We start from the raw sequence: 17,016 nt of genomic DNA on the forward strand, positions 1-17,016 counted from the left end.
ACTGTAGCAGGAAGGAACAGCATGACAGATGTGACTATTAAAGCGCTGGCCTCAGAAATTCAGACCTCTGTGGATCGCCTGATACAGCAATTTGCTGATGCAGGCATTCGCAAATCGGCTGATGATTCTGTGACCGCGCAAGAGAAGCAAACCTTGTTAACGCACCTGAACCGTGAACACGGCTCGGCGCCTGACAAGCTGACGTTGCAGCGTAAAACGCGCAGCACGTTAAATATTCCAGGTACCGGTGGAAAGAGTAAATCGGTACAAATCGAAGTCCGCAAGAAACGCACCTTTGTGAAACGCGATCCGCAAGAGGCTGAACGCCTGGCCGCGGAAGAGCAGGCGCAGCGTGAAGCGGAAGAGCAGGCCCGTCGTGAAGCTGAAGAAGCAGCTAAACGCGAGGCGCAATTAAAAGCTGAACGTGAGGCCGCAGAACAAGCTAAACGTGAAGTCGCTGATAAAGCGAAACGTGAAGCCGCGGAAAAAGACAAAGTGAGCAATCAACATACCGACGAAATGACCAAGACCGCCCAGGCTGAAAAGATCCGCCGTGAGAACGAAGCAGCGGAGCTGAAGCGCAAATCGGAAGAAGAAGCACGCCGCAAACTTGAAGAAGAAGCGCGCCGTGTAGCGGAAGAAGCACGCCGTATGGCTGAAGAAAATGAAAAAAACTGGAGTGAAACTCCGGAAACCCCAGAAGAAACGACCGACTACCACGTAACCACCTCTCAGCATGCGCGTCAGGCTGAAGATGATAACGATCGTGAAGTTGAAGGCGGTCGCGGCCGTGGCCGTAACAGCAAAGCTGCGCGTCCGGCGAAGAAAGGCAACAAACACGCTGAATCCAAAGCTGACCGTGAAGAAGCCCGTGCGGCCGTTCGCGGCGGTAAAGGCGGCAAACATCGTAAAGGTTCTTCTCTGCAGCAGGGCTTCCAGAAGCCGGCTCAGGCCGTTAACCGTGATGTTGTGATCGGCGAAACCATCACCGTTGGCGAGCTGGCCAACAAGATGGCGGTCAAAGGCTCTCAGGTCATCAAAGCGATGATGAAACTGGGCGCGATGGCGACCATCAACCAGGTCATCGACCAGGAAACCGCACAGCTGGTTGCCGAAGAGATGGGCCACAAAGTTATCCTGCGTCGTGAAAACGAGCTGGAAGAAGCAGTAATGAGCGACCGTGACACCGGCGCTGCGGCTGAACCGCGCGCACCGGTAGTGACCATCATGGGTCACGTTGACCACGGTAAAACCTCTCTGCTGGACTACATTCGTTCTACTAAGGTTGCCTCCGGCGAAGCGGGTGGTATTACCCAGCACATCGGCGCGTACCACGTAGAAACCGACAACGGCATGATCACCTTCCTGGATACCCCGGGCCACGCCGCGTTTACCTCTATGCGTGCTCGTGGCGCGCAGGCGACGGATATCGTGGTTCTGGTGGTGGCGGCAGACGACGGCGTGATGCCGCAGACTGTGGAAGCTATCCAGCACGCCAAAGCGGCGCAGGTGCCGGTAGTGGTTGCAGTGAACAAGATCGATAAGCCGGAAGCGGATATGGATCGCGTGAAGAACGAACTCTCCCAGTACGGCGTGATGCCGGAAGAGTGGGGCGGTGAAGCGCAGTTCATCCCAGTATCAGCGAAAGTCGGTACCGGTATCGACGACCTGCTGAACGCAATCCTGCTGCAGGCTGAAGTTCTCGAACTGAAAGCGGTACGTAACGGTATGGCGAGCGGCGCGGTCATCGAATCCTTCCTGGATAAAGGTCGCGGTCCGGTAGCTACCGTTCTGGTTCGCGAAGGTACTCTGCATAAGGGCGATATCGTACTGTGTGGCTTTGAATATGGCCGCGTACGTGCGATGCGTGACGAACTGGGTCGCGAAGTGCTGGAAGCGGGTCCGTCCATTCCGGTGGAAATCCTCGGTCTGTCCGGCGTTCCGGCGGCGGGTGATGAAGTTACCGTTGTTCGTGACGAGAAAAAAGCGCGTGAAGTTGCGCTGTATCGTCAGGGTAAATTCCGTGAAGTTAAACTGGCTCGCCAGCAGAAATCTAAACTGGAAAACATGTTCGCTAACATGACCGAAGGCGAAGTTCACGAAGTGAACATCGTGCTGAAAGCGGACGTGCAGGGCTCTGTCGAAGCGATTTCCGATTCCTTACTGAAACTGTCTACCGACGAAGTTAAAGTGAAGATCATCGGTTCCGGCGTAGGTGGTATCACCGAAACCGACGCGACCCTGGCTGCCGCTTCCAACGCGATTCTGGTTGGCTTCAACGTTCGTGCCGATGCTTCCGCACGTAAAGTTATCGAGTCAGAAAGCCTGGATCTGCGTTACTACTCCGTCATCTATAACCTGATCGACGAAGTGAAAGCAGCGATGAGCGGCATGCTGTCTCCGGAACTGAAACAGCAGATCATCGGTCTGGCTGAAGTGCGTGATGTCTTCAAATCGCCGAAATTCGGCGCCATCGCGGGCTGTATGGTTACCGAAGGTACGATTAAACGTCACAACCCAATCCGCGTCCTGCGCGACAACGTGGTTATCTATGAAGGCGAGCTGGAATCCCTGCGCCGCTTCAAAGATGACGTTAACGAAGTCCGTAACGGCATGGAATGTGGTATCGGCGTGAAGAACTACAACGACGTTCGCGTTGGCGATATGATCGAAGTGTTCGAAATCATCGAAATCCAGCGTAGCATCGACTAATCGTCAGATAGCTATGCGAAGGCCGGGTAAGCGAAGCGCCACCCGGCAATAATTTTAAAAAGGGGCTTTTGGCCCCTTTTTTGTCTTTATTCTGGAGAATTTATTATGGCGAAAGAATTTGGTCGCCCGCAGCGCGTGGCCCAGGAGATGCAAAAAGAAATTGCCATCATCCTGCAGCGTGAAATCAAAGACCCGCGTCTGGGCATGATGACCACCGTTTCCGGCGTGGAAATGTCCCGTGACCTGGCCTATGCCAAAGTGTATGTCACCTTCCTCAACGACAAAGATGAAGCCGCGGTGAAAGCGGGCATCAAAGCGCTGCAGGAAGCCTCTGGCTTTATCCGCTCTCTGCTGGGCAAAGCGATGCGCTTGCGCATCGTGCCGGAACTGACTTTCTTCTACGACAACTCGCTGGTCGAAGGGATGCGCATGTCCAACCTGGTTACCAGCGTGGTGAAACACGACGATGAGCGTCGTGTTAACCCGGACGACAGCAAGGAGGACTAATGAGTCGTCCTCGTCGTCGCGGCCGCGACGTGCACGGCGTATTGCTGCTGGATAAGCCTCAGGGCGCCTCCAGCAACGATGTGCTGCAGAAAGTAAAACGTATTTATAACGCCAACCGCGCTGGGCATACCGGCGCGCTGGATCCGCTGGCGACCGGTATGCTGCCGGTTTGCCTTGGCGAAGCGACTAAGTTTTCCCAGTATCTGCTGGACTCCGATAAGCGTTATCGCGTGATCGCCAAACTTGGCCAGCGTACGGATACCTCCGACGCCGATGGTCAGGTGGTGGAAGAACGCCCGTTAACCTTTAGCGAAGAACAACTGGCGGCGGCGCTGGATAGCTTCCGCGGCGAGACTCAGCAGGTGCCGTCGATGTACTCGGCGCTGAAGTATCAGGGTAAAAAACTGTACGAATACGCTCGTCAGGGCATTGAGGTTCCGCGTGAAGCCCGGCCGATTACGGTCTATGAGCTGCTGTTTATTCGCCATGAAGGCGATGAACTGGAGCTTGAGATCCACTGCTCGAAAGGCACCTACATCCGTACGATTATCGATGATTTGGGTGAGAAACTTGGCTGCGGCGCGCACGTGATTTTCCTGCGTCGCCTGGCGGTGAGCAAATACCCGGTCGAGCGGATGGTGACCCTGGAGCAGCTGCAGGCGCTGGTCGAACAGGCGGCGGCGCAGGATATTCCTGCCGCGCAACTGCTTGATCCGCTGCTGATGCCGATGGACAGCCCGGCTTCGGATTACCCGCTGGTTCATATTCCAGAAACTTCCGCAGTCTACTTTAAGAACGGTAATCCGGTTCGTCAGTCAGGCGCGCCGCTTAACGGGCTGGTGCGGGTGATGGAAAGCGAGTCCGGCAAGTTCCTCGGCATGGGCGAAATCGACGATGAAGGCCGCGTCGCGCCCCGTCGTCTGGTGGTGGAATACCCGCAGTGAGCGCTTTTGTTGCGATAAAAGCCTGCTACGAGTAGAATATCGCCGCTTAACGTCCGCTAAAGTGTTTTAACATTTTCGGGCGTTGCATCAGGGGTTGCTGAATTAGAGATCGGCACCCTTTCTTTACTTATAATTTTGGAGTTTGAAAATGTCTCTAAGCGTTGAAGCTAAAGCACAAATCGTTTCTGAGTTCGGTCGTGGCGCAAACGACAGCGGTTCTACTGAAGTTCAGGTTGCACTGCTGACTGCACAGATCAACCACCTGCAGGGTCACTTTGCAGAGCACAAAAAAGATCACCACAGCCGTCGTGGTCTGCTGCGCATGGTTTCTCAGCGTCGTAAACTGCTCGACTACCTGAAACGTAAAGATGTTGCACGTTACTCCGCGCTGATCGAGCGTCTGGGTCTGCGTCGCTAATTCTGCGAGTTTCAGAAAAAGGGGCCTCACGGCCCCTTTTTTCGACCGGGCGGCAGCAATTCATTAAAAACTCATGTATTGTTGCTATTAATGATCTTCATGCAGAGGTTCGCGCGGCTAATGAGAGGCTTCATCCGCAGGGGCGGGTAAAGGTTGTCATTAGTCGCGAGGATGCAGAGGATCGGGTCATCAGGCGCGATATCGTGGATATGGCGTCATTTTTAGATAAAAGGATAGAATTTTGCTTAATCCGATCGTTCGTAAATTCCAGTACGGCCAGCACACCGTAACCCTGGAAACCGGCATGATGGCGCGCCAGGCAACGGCCGCTGTGATGGTTAGCATGGATGACACCGCGGTATTCGTTACCGTTGTGGGTCAGAAAAAAGCGAAACCGGGCCAGGACTTCTTCCCGCTGACTGTTAACTACCAGGAGCGTACTTACGCTGCCGGTAAAATCCCGGGTGGCTTCTTCCGTCGTGAAGGCCGTCCAAGCGAAGGCGAAACCCTGATCGCGCGTCTGATTGACCGCCCGGTTCGTCCGCTGTTCCCGGAAGGCTTCGTTAACGAAGTTCAGGTTATCGCGACCGTTGTTTCCGTTAACCCGCAGGTTAACCCGGATATTGTCGCGATGATCGGCGCATCCGCAGCGCTGTCTCTGTCCGGTATTCCGTTCAATGGCCCAATCGGCGCCGCTCGCGTGGGTTACATCAACGACCAGTACGTACTGAACCCAACCCAGGAAGAGCTGAAATCCAGCAAACTGGATCTGGTGGTTGCCGGTACCGAAGCGGCCGTACTGATGGTTGAATCCGAAGCTGAACTGCTGAGCGAAGACCAGATGCTGGGCGCGGTGGTCTTTGGCCACGAGCAGCAGCAGGTTGTAATTCAGAACATCAACGACCTGGTGAAAGAAGCCGGTAAACCGCGTTGGGACTGGCAGCCGGAAGCCGTCAACGAAGCGCTGAACGCGCGCGTTGCTGCGCTGGCTGAATCCCGCCTGAGCGATGCTTACCGTATCACCGACAAACAAGAGCGTTACGCTCAGGTTGACGTGATCAAATCTGAAACCATCGCTACGCTGGTTGCTGAAGATGAAACCCTGGACGCCAACGAACTGGGTGAAATCCTGCACGCCATCGAGAAAAACGTTGTTCGTAGCCGCGTACTGGCAGGCGAGCCGCGTATCGATGGCCGCGAAAAAGACATGATCCGTGGTCTGGACGTTCGTACCGGCGTACTGCCGCGTACTCACGGTTCCGCACTGTTTACCCGCGGCGAAACTCAGGCGCTGGTTACCGCGACTCTGGGTACCGCACGCGACGCGCAGAACATCGACGAACTGATGGGCGAGCGCACGGACTCCTTCCTGTTCCACTACAACTTCCCTCCGTACTCCGTAGGCGAAACTGGCATGGTGGGTTCTCCGAAGCGTCGTGAAATCGGTCACGGTCGTCTGGCTAAGCGCGGCGTTCTGGCCGTAATGCCGACAATCGACGAATTCCCGTACACCGTTCGCGTGGTATCTGAGATCACCGAATCCAACGGTTCTTCTTCCATGGCTTCCGTCTGTGGCGCATCTCTGGCGCTGATGGACGCTGGCGTGCCGGTGAAAGCTGCCGTTGCGGGTATCGCAATGGGTCTGGTGAAAGAAGGCGACAACTTCGTCGTACTGTCCGACATTCTGGGTGACGAAGACCACCTTGGCGATATGGACTTCAAAGTTGCGGGTTCTCGCGACGGTATCTCTGCGCTGCAGATGGATATCAAAATTGAAGGTATCACCAAAGAAATCATGCAGGTTGCTCTGAACCAGGCTAAAGGTGCGCGTCTGCACATCCTGGGCGTGATGGAACAGGCGATTAACGCGCCGCGCGGCGACATCTCCGAATTCGCACCGCGTATCCACACCATCAAGATCAACCCGGACAAGATCAAAGACGTTATCGGTAAAGGCGGTTCTGTTATCCGTGCTCTGACCGAAGAAACCGGCACCACCATCGAAATCGAAGATGACGGTACCGTGAAGATCGCAGCGACCGACGGCGACAAAGCGCAGCATGCTATCCGCCGTATCGAAGAGATCACCGCTGAGATCGAAGTTGGCCGTATCTACAATGGTAAAGTGACCCGCATCGTTGACTTTGGCGCATTCGTTGCCATCGGCGGCGGTAAAGAAGGTCTGGTTCACATCTCTCAGATCGCTGACAAGCGCGTTGAGAAAGTGACTGATTACCTGCAGATGGGTCAGGAAGTACCGGTTAAGGTTCTGGAAGTTGACCGTCAGGGCCGCGTACGTCTGAGCATTAAAGAAGCAACTGAGCAGACTCAGCCAGCTACCGCGCCGGAAGCTCCGGCCGCAGAGCAGGGCGAGTAAGGTTGCCGATTGCCCTCCGCTTCGGCGGAGGGTCTATTCCGGGCAGGATGCCTTTTTGCAGCCGGGGAACTGGACGTTCATCCAATCGTTGTCTTCGGGAGTGGGAAATGAAGCCTTTTCTGCGCTGGTGTTTCGTGGCGACAGCTCTCACGCTGGCAGGATGCAGCAACTCTGCCTGGCGTAAGGACGCCGTCCTCGCGGTACCATTGCAACCGACTTTGCAGCAAGAAGTGATTCTGGCGCGCATGGAACAAATTCTTGCCAGTCGGGCTTTAACCGATGACGAACGCGCACAGCTTTTATATGAGCGCGGAGTGTTGTATGATAGTCTCGGTCTGAGGGCATTAGCGCGAAATGATTTTTCACAAGCGCTGGCAATCCGACCCGATATGCCTGAAGTATTCAATTACTTAGGCATTTATTTAACGCAGGCAGGCAATTTTGATGCTGCCTATGAAGCGTTTGATTCTGTACTTGAGCTTGATCCAACTTACAACTACGCGCACTTAAACCGCGGCATCGCTCTGTATTACGGTGGCCGTGCTAAGTTAGCGCAAGATGATCTGCTGGCGTTTTATCAAGACGATCCCAATGATCCTTTCCGCAGTCTGTGGTTATACCTCGCCGAGCGTAAGCTTGATGAGAAGCAGGCGCTTGAAGCACTGAAACAGCGCTTCAACAAGTCGGATAAAGAGCAATGGGGATGGAACATTGTCGAGTTCTACCTTGGCGACATTAGCGAAAAAGAGCTGATGACCCGTCTGAAGGCAGACGCAACGGATAACACCTCGCTCGCTGAGCATCTCAGTGAAACCAACTTCTATTTAGGTAAGTACTACCTAAGTCTGGGGGACAAGGACAGCGCTACGGCACTGTTCAAACTGGCGGTCGCTAACAACGTTCATAACTACGTTGAGCACCGATACGCATTGTTGGAATTATCGCTCTTGGGCCAGGAGCAAGATGACCTGGCAGAATCGGACCAGCAATAGCTGACGAACACACATCAGCCCATTTTTTGATTGCCATCACCTTCGCGGGTGAGGGCGTTGTTGTTCGTTAATACACCTACTTTGAGCCGGTTCACACTTTTCAATGAAAATTACTCTAAATTTTCACGATGAGTTATGTAGACTGGCCGCCATTAATTTTGAGGCACACGTACTACATGGCTGAATTCGAAACCACTTTTGCAGATCTGGGCCTGAAGGCTCCTATCCTTGAAGCGCTTAACGATCTGGGTTACGAAAAACCATCTCCGATCCAGGCTGAGTGCATTCCGCATCTGCTGGACGGCCGCGACGTTCTGGGTATGGCCCAGACCGGTAGCGGTAAGACCGCAGCGTTCTCTTTACCGCTGCTGAACAACATCGATCCTGAGCTGAGAGCACCACAGATTCTGGTGCTGGCGCCGACCCGCGAACTGGCGGTACAGGTTGCTGAAGCAATGACGGAATTCTCTAAACATATGCGCGGCGTAAACGTGGTTGCCCTGTACGGCGGCCAGCGTTATGACGTGCAGCTGCGCGCCCTGCGTCAGGGGCCGCAGATCGTCGTCGGTACCCCGGGTCGTCTGCTGGACCACCTGAAGCGCGGTACGCTGGATCTCTCTAAACTGAGCGGTCTGGTACTGGACGAAGCAGATGAAATGCTGCGCATGGGCTTTATCGAAGACGTAGAAACCATTATGGCGCAGATCCCGGAAGGTCATCAGACCGCTCTGTTCTCCGCCACTATGCCGGAAGCGATTCGTCGCATTACCCGCCGCTTCATGAAAGAGCCGCAGGAAGTTCGCATTCAGTCCAGCGTCACCACGCGCCCGGACATCAGCCAGAGCTACTGGACTGCTTACGGCATGCGTAAAAACGAAGCGCTGGTGCGTTTCCTGGAAGCGGAAGACTTTGATGCGGCGATTATCTTCGTGCGTACCAAAAACGCGACCCTGGAAGTGGCAGAAGCGCTGGAGCGTAGCGGTTATAACAGCGCCGCGCTGAACGGCGATATGAACCAGGCGCTGCGTGAGCAGACCCTGGAGCGCCTGAAAGACGGTCGTCTGGACATCCTGATCGCCACCGACGTTGCGGCCCGCGGCCTGGACGTTGAGCGCATCAGCCTGGTTGTTAACTATGACATCCCGATGGATTCCGAATCTTACGTTCACCGTATCGGTCGTACCGGTCGTGCGGGTCGTGCGGGTCGCGCGCTGCTGTTCGTTGAGAACCGTGAGCGTCGCCTGCTGCGTAACATCGAACGTACGATGAAGCTGACGATCCCTGAAGTAGAACTGCCGAACGCAGAACTGCTGGGCAAACGTCGCCTGGAGAAATTCGCCGCTAAAGTTCAGCAGCAGCTGGAAAGCAGCGATCTGGACCAGTACCGTGCGCTGCTGGCGAAAATCCAGCCGACCGCGGAAGGCGAAGAGCTGGACGTAGAAACGCTGGCCGCTGCGCTGCTGAAAATGGCCCAGGGCGAACGTTCTCTGATCGTTCCGCCGGATGCGCCGATGCGTCCGCGTCGTGAATTCCGCGATCGTGATGACCGTTTCGAACGCCGTGGCGACCGTAATGACCGCGGTCCGCGTGGCGATCGTGAAGATCGTCCGAAGCGTGAGCGCCGTGACGTGGGTGAGATGGAACTGTACCGCATTGAAGTGGGCCGTGATGACGGCGTTGAAGTTCGTCATATCGTTGGCGCGATCGCTAACGAAGGCGACATCAGCAGCCGTTACATCGGTAACATCAAGCTGTTCGGTTCTCACTCCACCATCGAACTGCCGAAAGGTATGCCGGGCGAAGTGCTGCAGCACTTTACTCGTACCCGCATCCTGAACAAGCCGATGAACATGCAGCTGCTGGGCGATGCGCAGCCGCGCACCGAACGTCGTGGCGGCGGCGAGCGTCGTGAAGGCGGTCGTGGCTTCGGCGGCGAGCGTCGTGAAGGCGGTCGTAGCTTCGGTGGCGAACGTCGTGAAGGCGGTCGTGGTGAAGGTCGTCGTTTCAGCGGCGAACGTCGTGAAGGCGGCCGCGCGCCGCGTCGTGACGATGCTTCCGCGCCGCGCCGTGATGATTCCGCGGGTCGTCGTCGTTTCGGTGGCGATGCGTAATAAGCGCAATCCGCTAGCGTAAAGTAAATAATACAGCCCCGATCGTCATGATTGGGGCTTTTTTTATTTCTTTTGTACTCGTGTACTGGTACAGTGCGTCATGCTCAACGTGAGCGAAGTATTTTCGACTGGAGATTTCGGCAAATGGCGACACTAACCACTACGGCCACCCGACCGTCTTTATTTGGCGGCGTGGTGATTATCGGCGGCACAATTATTGGCGCGGGCATGTTCTCGCTGCCGGTGGTTATGTCCGGCGCGTGGTTCTTCTGGTCGCTGGCGGCGCTGGTTTTTACCTGGTTCTGCATGCTGCACTCCGGTTTGATGATTCTGGAAGCCAACCTTAACTACCGGATTGGCTCCAGCTTCGACACCATTACCAAAGACCTGCTCGGCAAAGGCTGGAACCTGGTAAACGGCGTGTCGATCGCCTTTGTGCTGTATATCCTGACCTACGCCTATATTTCGGCGAGCGGTTCGATCCTGCACCACACCTTCAGTGAAATGTCGCTGAACGTACCCGCGCGCGCTGCGGGCTTCGGCTTCGCGCTGCTGGTGGCCTTTATCGTTTGGATGAGCACGAAAGCGGTAAGCCGCATGACGGCTATCGTACTGGGCGCTAAGGTGATTACCTTCTTTCTGACCTTCGGCAGCCTGCTGGGGCACGTCGAGCCGACGACGCTGTTTAACGTCGTGGAGAAGAATGCCTCCTATGCGCCATATCTGCTGATGACGCTGCCGTTCTGTCTGGCCTCGTTTGGCTATCACGGTAACGTGCCGAGCCTGATGAAATATTATGGTAAGGATCCGCGTACCATTACCCGCTGTCTGATTTACGGTACGCTGCTGGCGCTGGGTCTGTATGTGGTCTGGCTGCTGGTGACGATGGGTAATATCCCTCGTCCGCAGTTTATCGGTATCGCCCAGAAGGGCGGCAACATTGATGTGCTGGTGCAGGCGCTGAGCGGCGTGCTGAATAGCCGCGGTCTGGATCTGCTGCTGGTGGTGTTCTCCAACTTTGCCGTCGCCAGTTCCTTCCTCGGCGTGACGCTGGGGCTGTTCGATTATCTCGCGGATCTGTTTGGCTTTGACGATAGCGCGATGGGACGCTTTAAAACCGCGCTGTTGACCTTTATCCCGCCGATGATCGGCGGGCTGGTGAAACCAGATGGCTTCCTTTACGCCATCGGCTATGCCGGTCTGGCGGCGACGGTATGGGCGGCGATTGTGCCGGCGCTGCTGGCCCGCGCTTCGCGTAAACGCTTCGGTAGCCCACAGTTCCGCGTTTGGGGCGGAAAACCGATGATTACGCTGATCCTGCTGTTCGGGCTCGGCAACGCGGTGGTGCATTTCCTGTCGAGCTTTAATCTGCTGCCGGTTTATCAATAACCGCATCGCCCGGTGGCGTGACGCGCACCGGGCTTACCGCGTCACTAACCTAACAAGTCCTCTTTCACCTGCATCGCTAAATCAAAGGAATGCAGGCGCGCCTGGTGGTCGAAGATCTGGCCGTTAACCATGATTTCGTCCGCTTCCGTTTCGCGAAGAATCGACGCTAACCCGTGGCGAACTTTGGTTTTATCGCCAACCAGCGACATGCTTAATGCCTGCTGCACACCATACTGCTCGGACGCTGACCACAGCTGATGCATATTTTCCACCGGCGGCGGCAACTGCCCGGTTTCGCCGCGGCGCAGCTTAACGAAGGCCTGCTGCATCGAAGTAAAGAGGAACTCCGCGTCGCGATTGCTATCGGCGGCGATAATATTGATGCATACCATCGCGTACGGTTTTTCGAGCCGCGCCGAAGGTTTGAAATTGCTGCGATACAGATGCAGCGCCTGGAATAACATGTCCGGCGCGAAGTGAGAGGCGAAAGCAAACGGCAGACCAAGCTGCGCCGCCAGCTGCGCGCTGTACAGGCTTGAGCCCAGTAGCCACACCGGAATTCGTTCGCCATAGCCGGGAACCGGGCGCACCTGCGGATGAGCATCGCGGGCGTCAAACCAGTCCACCAGCTCCGCCACATCGCGCGGGAAATTATCGACATCGCCGCTCATATGGCGACGCAGCGCGCGCATGGTCGGCTGATCGCTGCCCGGCGCGCGGCCAAGGCCGAGATCGATACGTCCGGGATACAGCGTATTCAGGGTGCCGAACTGTTCGGCGATCACCAGCGGCGAATGGTTTGGCAACATCACGCCTCCGGAGCCCAGATGCAGGGTGGTGGTATTGGCGGCAAGATAGCCAATCAACACCGAAGTCGCCGCGCTGGCAATGCCCACCATATTATGGTGCTCAGCCAGCCAGTAACGGTGGTAGCCGCGGGATTCCGCCAGCCGGGCGAGAGCGAGAGAGTGGGAAAAGGCTTCTTTAGCCGAAGATCCCTGCGGGATCGGCGCCAGATCGAGCACCGAGAACGGAATGGTTTTATCAGTCATAACAGCTCACTTTGTCGACGGTGAATCTTTTAATAGTGCATTAAAAATTAATAACCGTTGTTAACAAAGTGAGCTTTTACACTTCACCTTACGCCTGCAGCTCCAGCCCGGCCAGCCGTTTCCAGTAGCCGTTGCAATCGCTGTTGGCGGTGAGATCCAGCGGCGCAGCGCCATTTTCGTTGGCGCGGAAGGCGTCGAGCATGGCGAAGGTCTCGCTGCCCATCGGCGACAGGCGCACCATATCCACCAGACCGTGCATCGAGGTTAACTCGTTGCCAAGGTTATAGACGTAGCCGCTCATCGTCTGAATGCCGTTAAGCACAAACACCTGCTGGTTCTCCTGCGACAGCATGCTGCGCCCGGTTGGGTACTTGATGCAGCAGGTTTCGCATTCGTCTTTTGGCCGGTCTTCCGAGCGGGCGGTAAAGCAGCGCGCGGAATAAGCCAGCGGCAGATGGCCGTAGCTCAGCACTTCGACTTCAAACTGGTTGCGAATGCCCAGTTCTTCGCACTGGGTCAGCAAATTAGCCAGCCAGTCGCGGGAAAGCTCCACTGGCATGCACCAGCGCGTCATGCCCTGCTTCAGCAGGAGGCGCAAAGTGACGGCGTTGTAGCAGTTCAGCGCATGACCGGCGACGAAGGGCAGCTTGCGTTCGGCGCAGAGGTTGACCACGCCGAGGTCACTGGCTTCAATCAGGAATTCGCCGTTCTCGACATAGCGCTTCAGCTCGCCCAGTTCGGAGGAGGCCTGCACCAGCGCGAGGGTGGAGAGCACCACCTGCTTGCCGCTACCGGCCAGCGCTTTCGCCATTTCGATCCAATCGCCGACTTTAGTGGCGCGGCGCTTGCTGCACACCGCCTCGCCCAGATAAATGGTGTCAGCGCTACTGTTTGCCGCCTGCTGGTAAAAATCTTCCAGCGTCTCTTTTGGCCAGTAGTACAGCACCGGCCCTAATGAATATTTCATGTTTCTCACTGCCATTTACGGTGATAGGCGCCAAGGGTGGTTTGCGTTCCTTCGGACATCGAACCAAGGGTTTCCATCCATGCGGATTGCGGCACGAAATTCTGCGGATCGGCTTTACAGCGGTCGATCGCCTGACGCCAGACTTTCGCTACCTGGGTGACGTATGCCGGGCTGCGCTGACGGCCTTCGATTTTTACCGAGGCGATATTGGCGGCCATCAGTTCTGGCAACAGCTCCAGGGTATTGAGGCTGGTGGGTTCTTCCAGCGCGTGGTAGCGCTCGCCGTCGACCAGGTAGCGGCCTTTGCACAGCGTCGGATAACCGGCATTCTCGCCATCCTGATAGCGATCGATCAGCACTTCGTTAAGGCGTGACTCCAGCCCCTGCGGCGTTTGCTGCCAGCGGACGAAGCGCGCGGGCGAACAGGCGCCGACGGTATTTGGCGATTCGCCGGTGAGATACGACGAGAGATAGCAGCGGCCTTCCGCCATGATGCATAAGCTACCGAAGGCGAAGACTTCCAGCGGCACCGGCGTGGCGCGGGCTAACTGTTTCACCTGGTGAATGGATAACACCCGCGGCAGTACGACGCGGGCAACGTCAAAGTTGCGGTGATAAAAACGCACCGCCTCTTCGTTAGTGGCGGACGCCTGCACTGAAACGTGACGTTCAATGTGCGGATAGCGTTCCGCGGCGTACTCCAGCATGGCGATATCGGCGAGGATAAGCGCGTCGGCGCCCAATTGCGCGGCCATATCCACAGCACGCTGCCAGCGGGCATAACCGTCGGGATGGGCGAAGGTGTTAATCGCGATATGTAGCTTACGGCGATGCTGGTGCACAAAGCTGACGGCTTCCTGCAATTTCTTTTCGGTGAAATTAAGGCCGGCAAAGTGGCGGGCATTGGTGTCATCTTTCAGCCCGATATACACGGCATCGGCGCCGTTTTCGATGGCCGCCTTAAGTGCCGGGAGGTTACCGGCGGGGCAGAGCAGCTCCATAATTTTTCCTGAAAAACGCGGCCGGTCAGGGACGCAAAATGGTTAACGAGCTGGGATTTTAGTTAACCTTCTGGTGACAATTTTTGATTTGAGGCAGTTAAAAGCGTATTGGTGGGCTCAATAGCTGGCGACCATCATCGCGATTTTGTTGATTTACGCCGCTATGTCGTTTATTTGATATGGCACAATAGCGAAACTATTGCATGCATGGAGTGAAGCTTGTGTTGGATGAACTGCGTTCCCGGCTGGTCCGTTTTGGCCCGTCTTTAATGAGCGTGCCGGTTAAGCTGGCGCCTTTTGCCCTCAAGCGCCAGGTGCTGGAACAAGTATTGAGCTGGCAATTTCGCCAGGCGCTGGCGGATGGAGAACTGGAGTTTCTCGAAGGTCGCTGGTTAAGTATTAATGTGCGCGATATTGGCCTGCTGTGGTATACCTCGGTAGTCGACGGTCGCCTGGTGGTCAGCCAGCAGGCTGACGCCGACGTCAGCTTTAGCGCCGATGCCAGCGATCTGCTGATGATTGCCGCGCGTAAACAGGATCCGGATACGCTATTCTTCCAGCGTCGTCTGGTGATTGAAGGTGATACTGAGCTGGGTCTATACGTGAAGAACCTGATGGATGCCATCGAGCTGGAGCAGATGCCGAAAGCACTGCGCGTCATGCTGCTGCAGATGGCGGATTTTGTCGAAGCAGGCCTGAAGAGCCCGCAGAAACCTGAACAGACATCGGTAGGTGAGGCATGCTGATTCGAGTGGAAATTGGGATTGATGCGCCGGGTATCGACGCGCTGCTGCGCCGTACGTTCGGCAGCGACGCGGAAGCGAAGCTGGTGCACGATCTGCGTGAAGATGGTTTGATCACGCTGGGCTTAGTCGCCACTGACGATGAAGGCCAGGTGGTGGGCTACGTTGCCTTTAGCCCGGTCACCGTCGAAGGCGAAGAGCTGCAGTGGGTAGGTCTGGCGCCGTTGGCGGTAGATGAAAGCTATCGCGGCCAGGGTATTGGCCGACAGCTGGTCTACGAAGGGCTGGATTCATTAAATGAATTTGGCTACGCCGCGGTGGTTACGCTGGGCGAACCGGCGCTGTATGGCCGTTTAGGCTTTGAACCCGCCGCCTCGTTCGATTTACGCTGCCGCTGGCCGGACACCGCGGAAGCCTTCCAGGTGCACCGTCTGGCGGATGACGCGCTGCAGGGCGTACACGGTCTGGTCGAGTACAGCGATCATTTCAATCGCTTCTGAGCCCCTCCAGCAGGGTCTCGAACGAACCATCCCCGGCAACGAGGCGCTCTTTCTGGCGCTTCGTTAGCTGCTTGATGCGATACTCCAGCCGCAGAGCGAGTGAGTGGTCACCAACTTTCTGACTAAACGCCAGCGCCAGTTCGCCTTTGCCGCGCAGCGCTTTCGCTCCTTTGCCTTCCTGATGCTGAAGAAAGCGGCGCGGAACATCGGTGGTAATGCCGGTATACAGGCGGTTATCAGCGGTTCGAATAAGATAGAGAAACCAGCACACGGTAATAACGTCAGTCTGTTAGGGTGTGTGCACCATAGCATAATGGAGAATAAAGATGGATACGCTTGCCGCGATTAGCCGCTGGCTGGGTAAACAACACGTCATCACCTGGTGCGTCGCACGTGATGACGAGCTGTGGTGCGCCAATGCGTTTTACGTTTACGATCCGGATAACGTCGTTTTTTATCTGCTGAGCGACGAAAAAACCCGTCACGGCCAGATGACCGGCGAACGCGCGAAGGTCGCCGGGACGGTCAACGGCCAGCCAAAGACCGTTGCCTTAATCCGCGGCGTGCAGTTTAAGGGGGAGATCCGCCGCCTTCACGGTGACGAAGAGGCTGAGATGCGAAAACGCTACGTTAAACGCTTTCCGGTCGCCCGCATGTTGTCGGCGCCGGTGTGGGAGATCCGTCCCGACGAGCTTAAATTTACCGACAACACGCTGGGTTTTGGCAAAAAGCTATATTGGCTGCGCGACTCAAGCTCCGAGCAGGCGTAGCGCCTCGCGATTGAACGCCGGAAGATCGTCCGGGGTTCTGCTGGTGACTAACTGATCGTTATCAAGCACCACTTCCTGATCGTAAAACTCACCGCCGGCGTTTTTCACGTCGACCACGATGGGTTTAACCGCCGTGAGCTTACGCCCGCGAATGACGTCTGCGCTGATGAGTAACTGCGGGCCGTGACAAATGGCAAAGACCGGTTTACCGCTATTCACGAAGTCGCGAGTAAAAGTGACGAAGCGCTCATCACCCCGCAACTGGTCCGGTGAATAGCCGCCAGGCAGCAACAGGGCGTCAAACTGCGCCGGCGTCACGTCATCAATCGCTTTGTCGATCGCCACTTCAGCCTCGCCTTGCTTCCCTTTTACCGTTTTTCCTGCCTGTTTCTCAATTGTCACGACCTGATGCCCGGCAAGTTTAAAAGCCTCGGCAGGTGAGGTGAATTCAGAATCTTCGAAGTCGTCGGTGATTAGTACGGCAATCTTTTTACTCATTCTTCCTCCGATCTTTTGGCAGTGAATGAGGCATT

17 protein-coding genes are annotated in these 17,016 nt (G+C 56.1%); 12 read left to right on the forward strand and 5 right to left on the reverse strand.

Going from position 1 to position 17,016, the window contains the following annotated elements; genetic code table 11:
• Window positions 1-21: 21 nt before the first annotated feature.
• The 9 genes from infB (at window position 22) to mtr (ending at window position 11,450) form a co-directional block, all read left to right on the forward strand.
• On the forward strand, window positions 22-2,712 hold the full coding sequence (infB, locus tag ABLV78_RS02765) for a translation initiation factor IF-2 (RefSeq protein WP_015703597.1): 2,691 nt from the start codon (window positions 22-24) through the stop codon (window positions 2,710-2,712).
• Window positions 2,713-2,817: 105 nt separating this feature from the next.
• Complete coding sequence (gene rbfA, locus ABLV78_RS02770) at window positions 2,818-3,219, forward strand: 30S ribosome-binding factor RbfA (RefSeq protein ID WP_002918248.1); 402 nt, start codon at window positions 2,818-2,820, stop codon at window positions 3,217-3,219.
• Window positions 3,219-4,163, forward strand: a complete 945-nt coding sequence (gene truB, locus ABLV78_RS02775) for a tRNA pseudouridine(55) synthase TruB (RefSeq protein WP_045394942.1) — start codon at window positions 3,219-3,221, stop codon at window positions 4,161-4,163. The genes rbfA and truB overlap by 1 nt, the downstream gene beginning before the upstream one ends.
• Window positions 4,164-4,311: 148 nt before the next feature.
• A complete protein-coding gene (gene rpsO / locus ABLV78_RS02780) occupies window positions 4,312-4,581 on the forward strand; it encodes a 30S ribosomal protein S15 (RefSeq protein ID WP_045394940.1) in 270 nt (89 codons plus the stop codon).
• Window positions 4,582-4,822: 241 nt separating this feature from the next.
• On the forward strand, window positions 4,823-6,958 hold the full coding sequence (gene pnp / locus ABLV78_RS02785; RefSeq protein WP_045394938.1) for a polyribonucleotide nucleotidyltransferase: 2,136 nt from the start codon (window positions 4,823-4,825) through the stop codon (window positions 6,956-6,958).
• A 107-nt stretch (window positions 6,959-7,065) separates the two neighbouring features.
• Window positions 7,066-7,950, forward strand: a complete 885-nt coding sequence (gene nlpI / locus ABLV78_RS02790) for a lipoprotein NlpI (RefSeq protein WP_020077841.1) — start codon at window positions 7,066-7,068, stop codon at window positions 7,948-7,950.
• Between the two features lie 103 nt (window positions 7,951-8,053).
• Window positions 8,054-8,134 carry a protein YrbN gene (gene yrbN / locus ABLV78_RS02795; RefSeq protein ID WP_086538083.1) on the forward strand — a complete coding sequence of 27 codons (81 nt, stop codon included), beginning with the start codon at window positions 8,054-8,056 and terminating at the stop codon, window positions 8,132-8,134.
• Window positions 8,127-10,061 carry a DEAD/DEAH family ATP-dependent RNA helicase gene (locus ABLV78_RS02800; RefSeq protein ID WP_015369531.1) on the forward strand — a complete coding sequence of 645 codons (1,935 nt, stop codon included), beginning with the start codon at window positions 8,127-8,129 and terminating at the stop codon, window positions 10,059-10,061. Before yrbN ends, ABLV78_RS02800 begins: the two co-directional genes overlap by 8 nt.
• 144 nt (window positions 10,062-10,205) lie before the next feature.
• Complete coding sequence (gene mtr / locus ABLV78_RS02805) at window positions 10,206-11,450, forward strand: tryptophan permease (RefSeq protein WP_045394937.1); 1,245 nt, start codon at window positions 10,206-10,208, stop codon at window positions 11,448-11,450.
• Window positions 11,451-11,494: 44 nt separating this feature from the next.
• Here mtr and ABLV78_RS02810 read toward each other — a convergent pair whose 3' ends face one another.
• From ABLV78_RS02810 to ubiU, 3 genes are all read right to left on the reverse strand, one after another.
• Window positions 11,495-12,502: a luciferase-like monooxygenase gene (locus tag ABLV78_RS02810; protein ID WP_047044728.1), complete on the reverse strand. Its 1,008-nt coding sequence runs from the start codon at window positions 12,500-12,502 to the stop codon at window positions 11,495-11,497.
• A gap of 88 nt (window positions 12,503-12,590) precedes the next feature.
• Window positions 12,591-13,469 (reverse strand): U32 family peptidase, encoded by an 879-nt coding sequence (locus tag ABLV78_RS02815; RefSeq protein ID WP_047044826.1) that lies wholly within the window; start codon window positions 13,467-13,469, stop codon window positions 12,591-12,593.
• A 5-nt stretch (window positions 13,470-13,474) separates the two neighbouring features.
• On the reverse strand, window positions 13,475-14,470 hold the full coding sequence (gene ubiU / locus ABLV78_RS02820; RefSeq protein ID WP_045377933.1) for a ubiquinone anaerobic biosynthesis protein UbiU: 996 nt from the start codon (window positions 14,468-14,470) through the stop codon (window positions 13,475-13,477).
• Window positions 14,471-14,691: 221 nt separating this feature from the next.
• Here ubiU and ubiT point away from each other — a divergent pair, with 221 nt between their 5' ends.
• Complete coding sequence (ubiT, locus tag ABLV78_RS02825; protein WP_015369536.1) at window positions 14,692-15,216, forward strand: ubiquinone anaerobic biosynthesis accessory factor UbiT; 525 nt, start codon at window positions 14,692-14,694, stop codon at window positions 15,214-15,216.
• A complete protein-coding gene (locus ABLV78_RS02830; protein ID WP_047044731.1) occupies window positions 15,210-15,713 on the forward strand; it encodes a GNAT family N-acetyltransferase in 504 nt (167 codons plus the stop codon). The genes ubiT and ABLV78_RS02830 overlap by 7 nt, the downstream gene beginning before the upstream one ends.
• Here ABLV78_RS02830 and ABLV78_RS02835 read toward each other — a convergent pair.
• The gene (locus ABLV78_RS02835; protein WP_026612209.1) at window positions 15,700-15,990 is read right to left on the reverse strand and encodes a GIY-YIG nuclease family protein; all 291 of its coding nucleotides are present in this window, start codon (window positions 15,988-15,990) and stop codon (window positions 15,700-15,702) included. The two genes, ABLV78_RS02830 and ABLV78_RS02835, sit on opposite strands and share 14 nt — an antisense overlap.
• Before the next feature lie 49 nt (window positions 15,991-16,039).
• Here ABLV78_RS02835 and ABLV78_RS02840 point away from each other — a divergent pair, with 49 nt between their 5' ends.
• Window positions 16,040-16,483 (forward strand): YhbP family protein, encoded by a 444-nt coding sequence (locus ABLV78_RS02840; RefSeq protein ID WP_047044733.1) that lies wholly within the window; start codon window positions 16,040-16,042, stop codon window positions 16,481-16,483.
• Here ABLV78_RS02840 and ABLV78_RS02845 read toward each other — a convergent pair.
• The gene (locus ABLV78_RS02845) at window positions 16,463-16,981 is read right to left on the reverse strand and encodes a type 1 glutamine amidotransferase domain-containing protein (protein WP_015703592.1); all 519 of its coding nucleotides are present in this window, start codon (window positions 16,979-16,981) and stop codon (window positions 16,463-16,465) included. The two genes, ABLV78_RS02840 and ABLV78_RS02845, sit on opposite strands and share 21 nt — an antisense overlap.
• Between the last annotated feature and the right edge of the window lie 35 nt (window positions 16,982-17,016).

It is taken from the genome of Klebsiella sp. CN_Kp075 (assembly GCF_040065055.2).
GTDB lineage: Bacteria > Pseudomonadota > Gammaproteobacteria > Enterobacterales > Enterobacteriaceae > Klebsiella > Klebsiella aerogenes.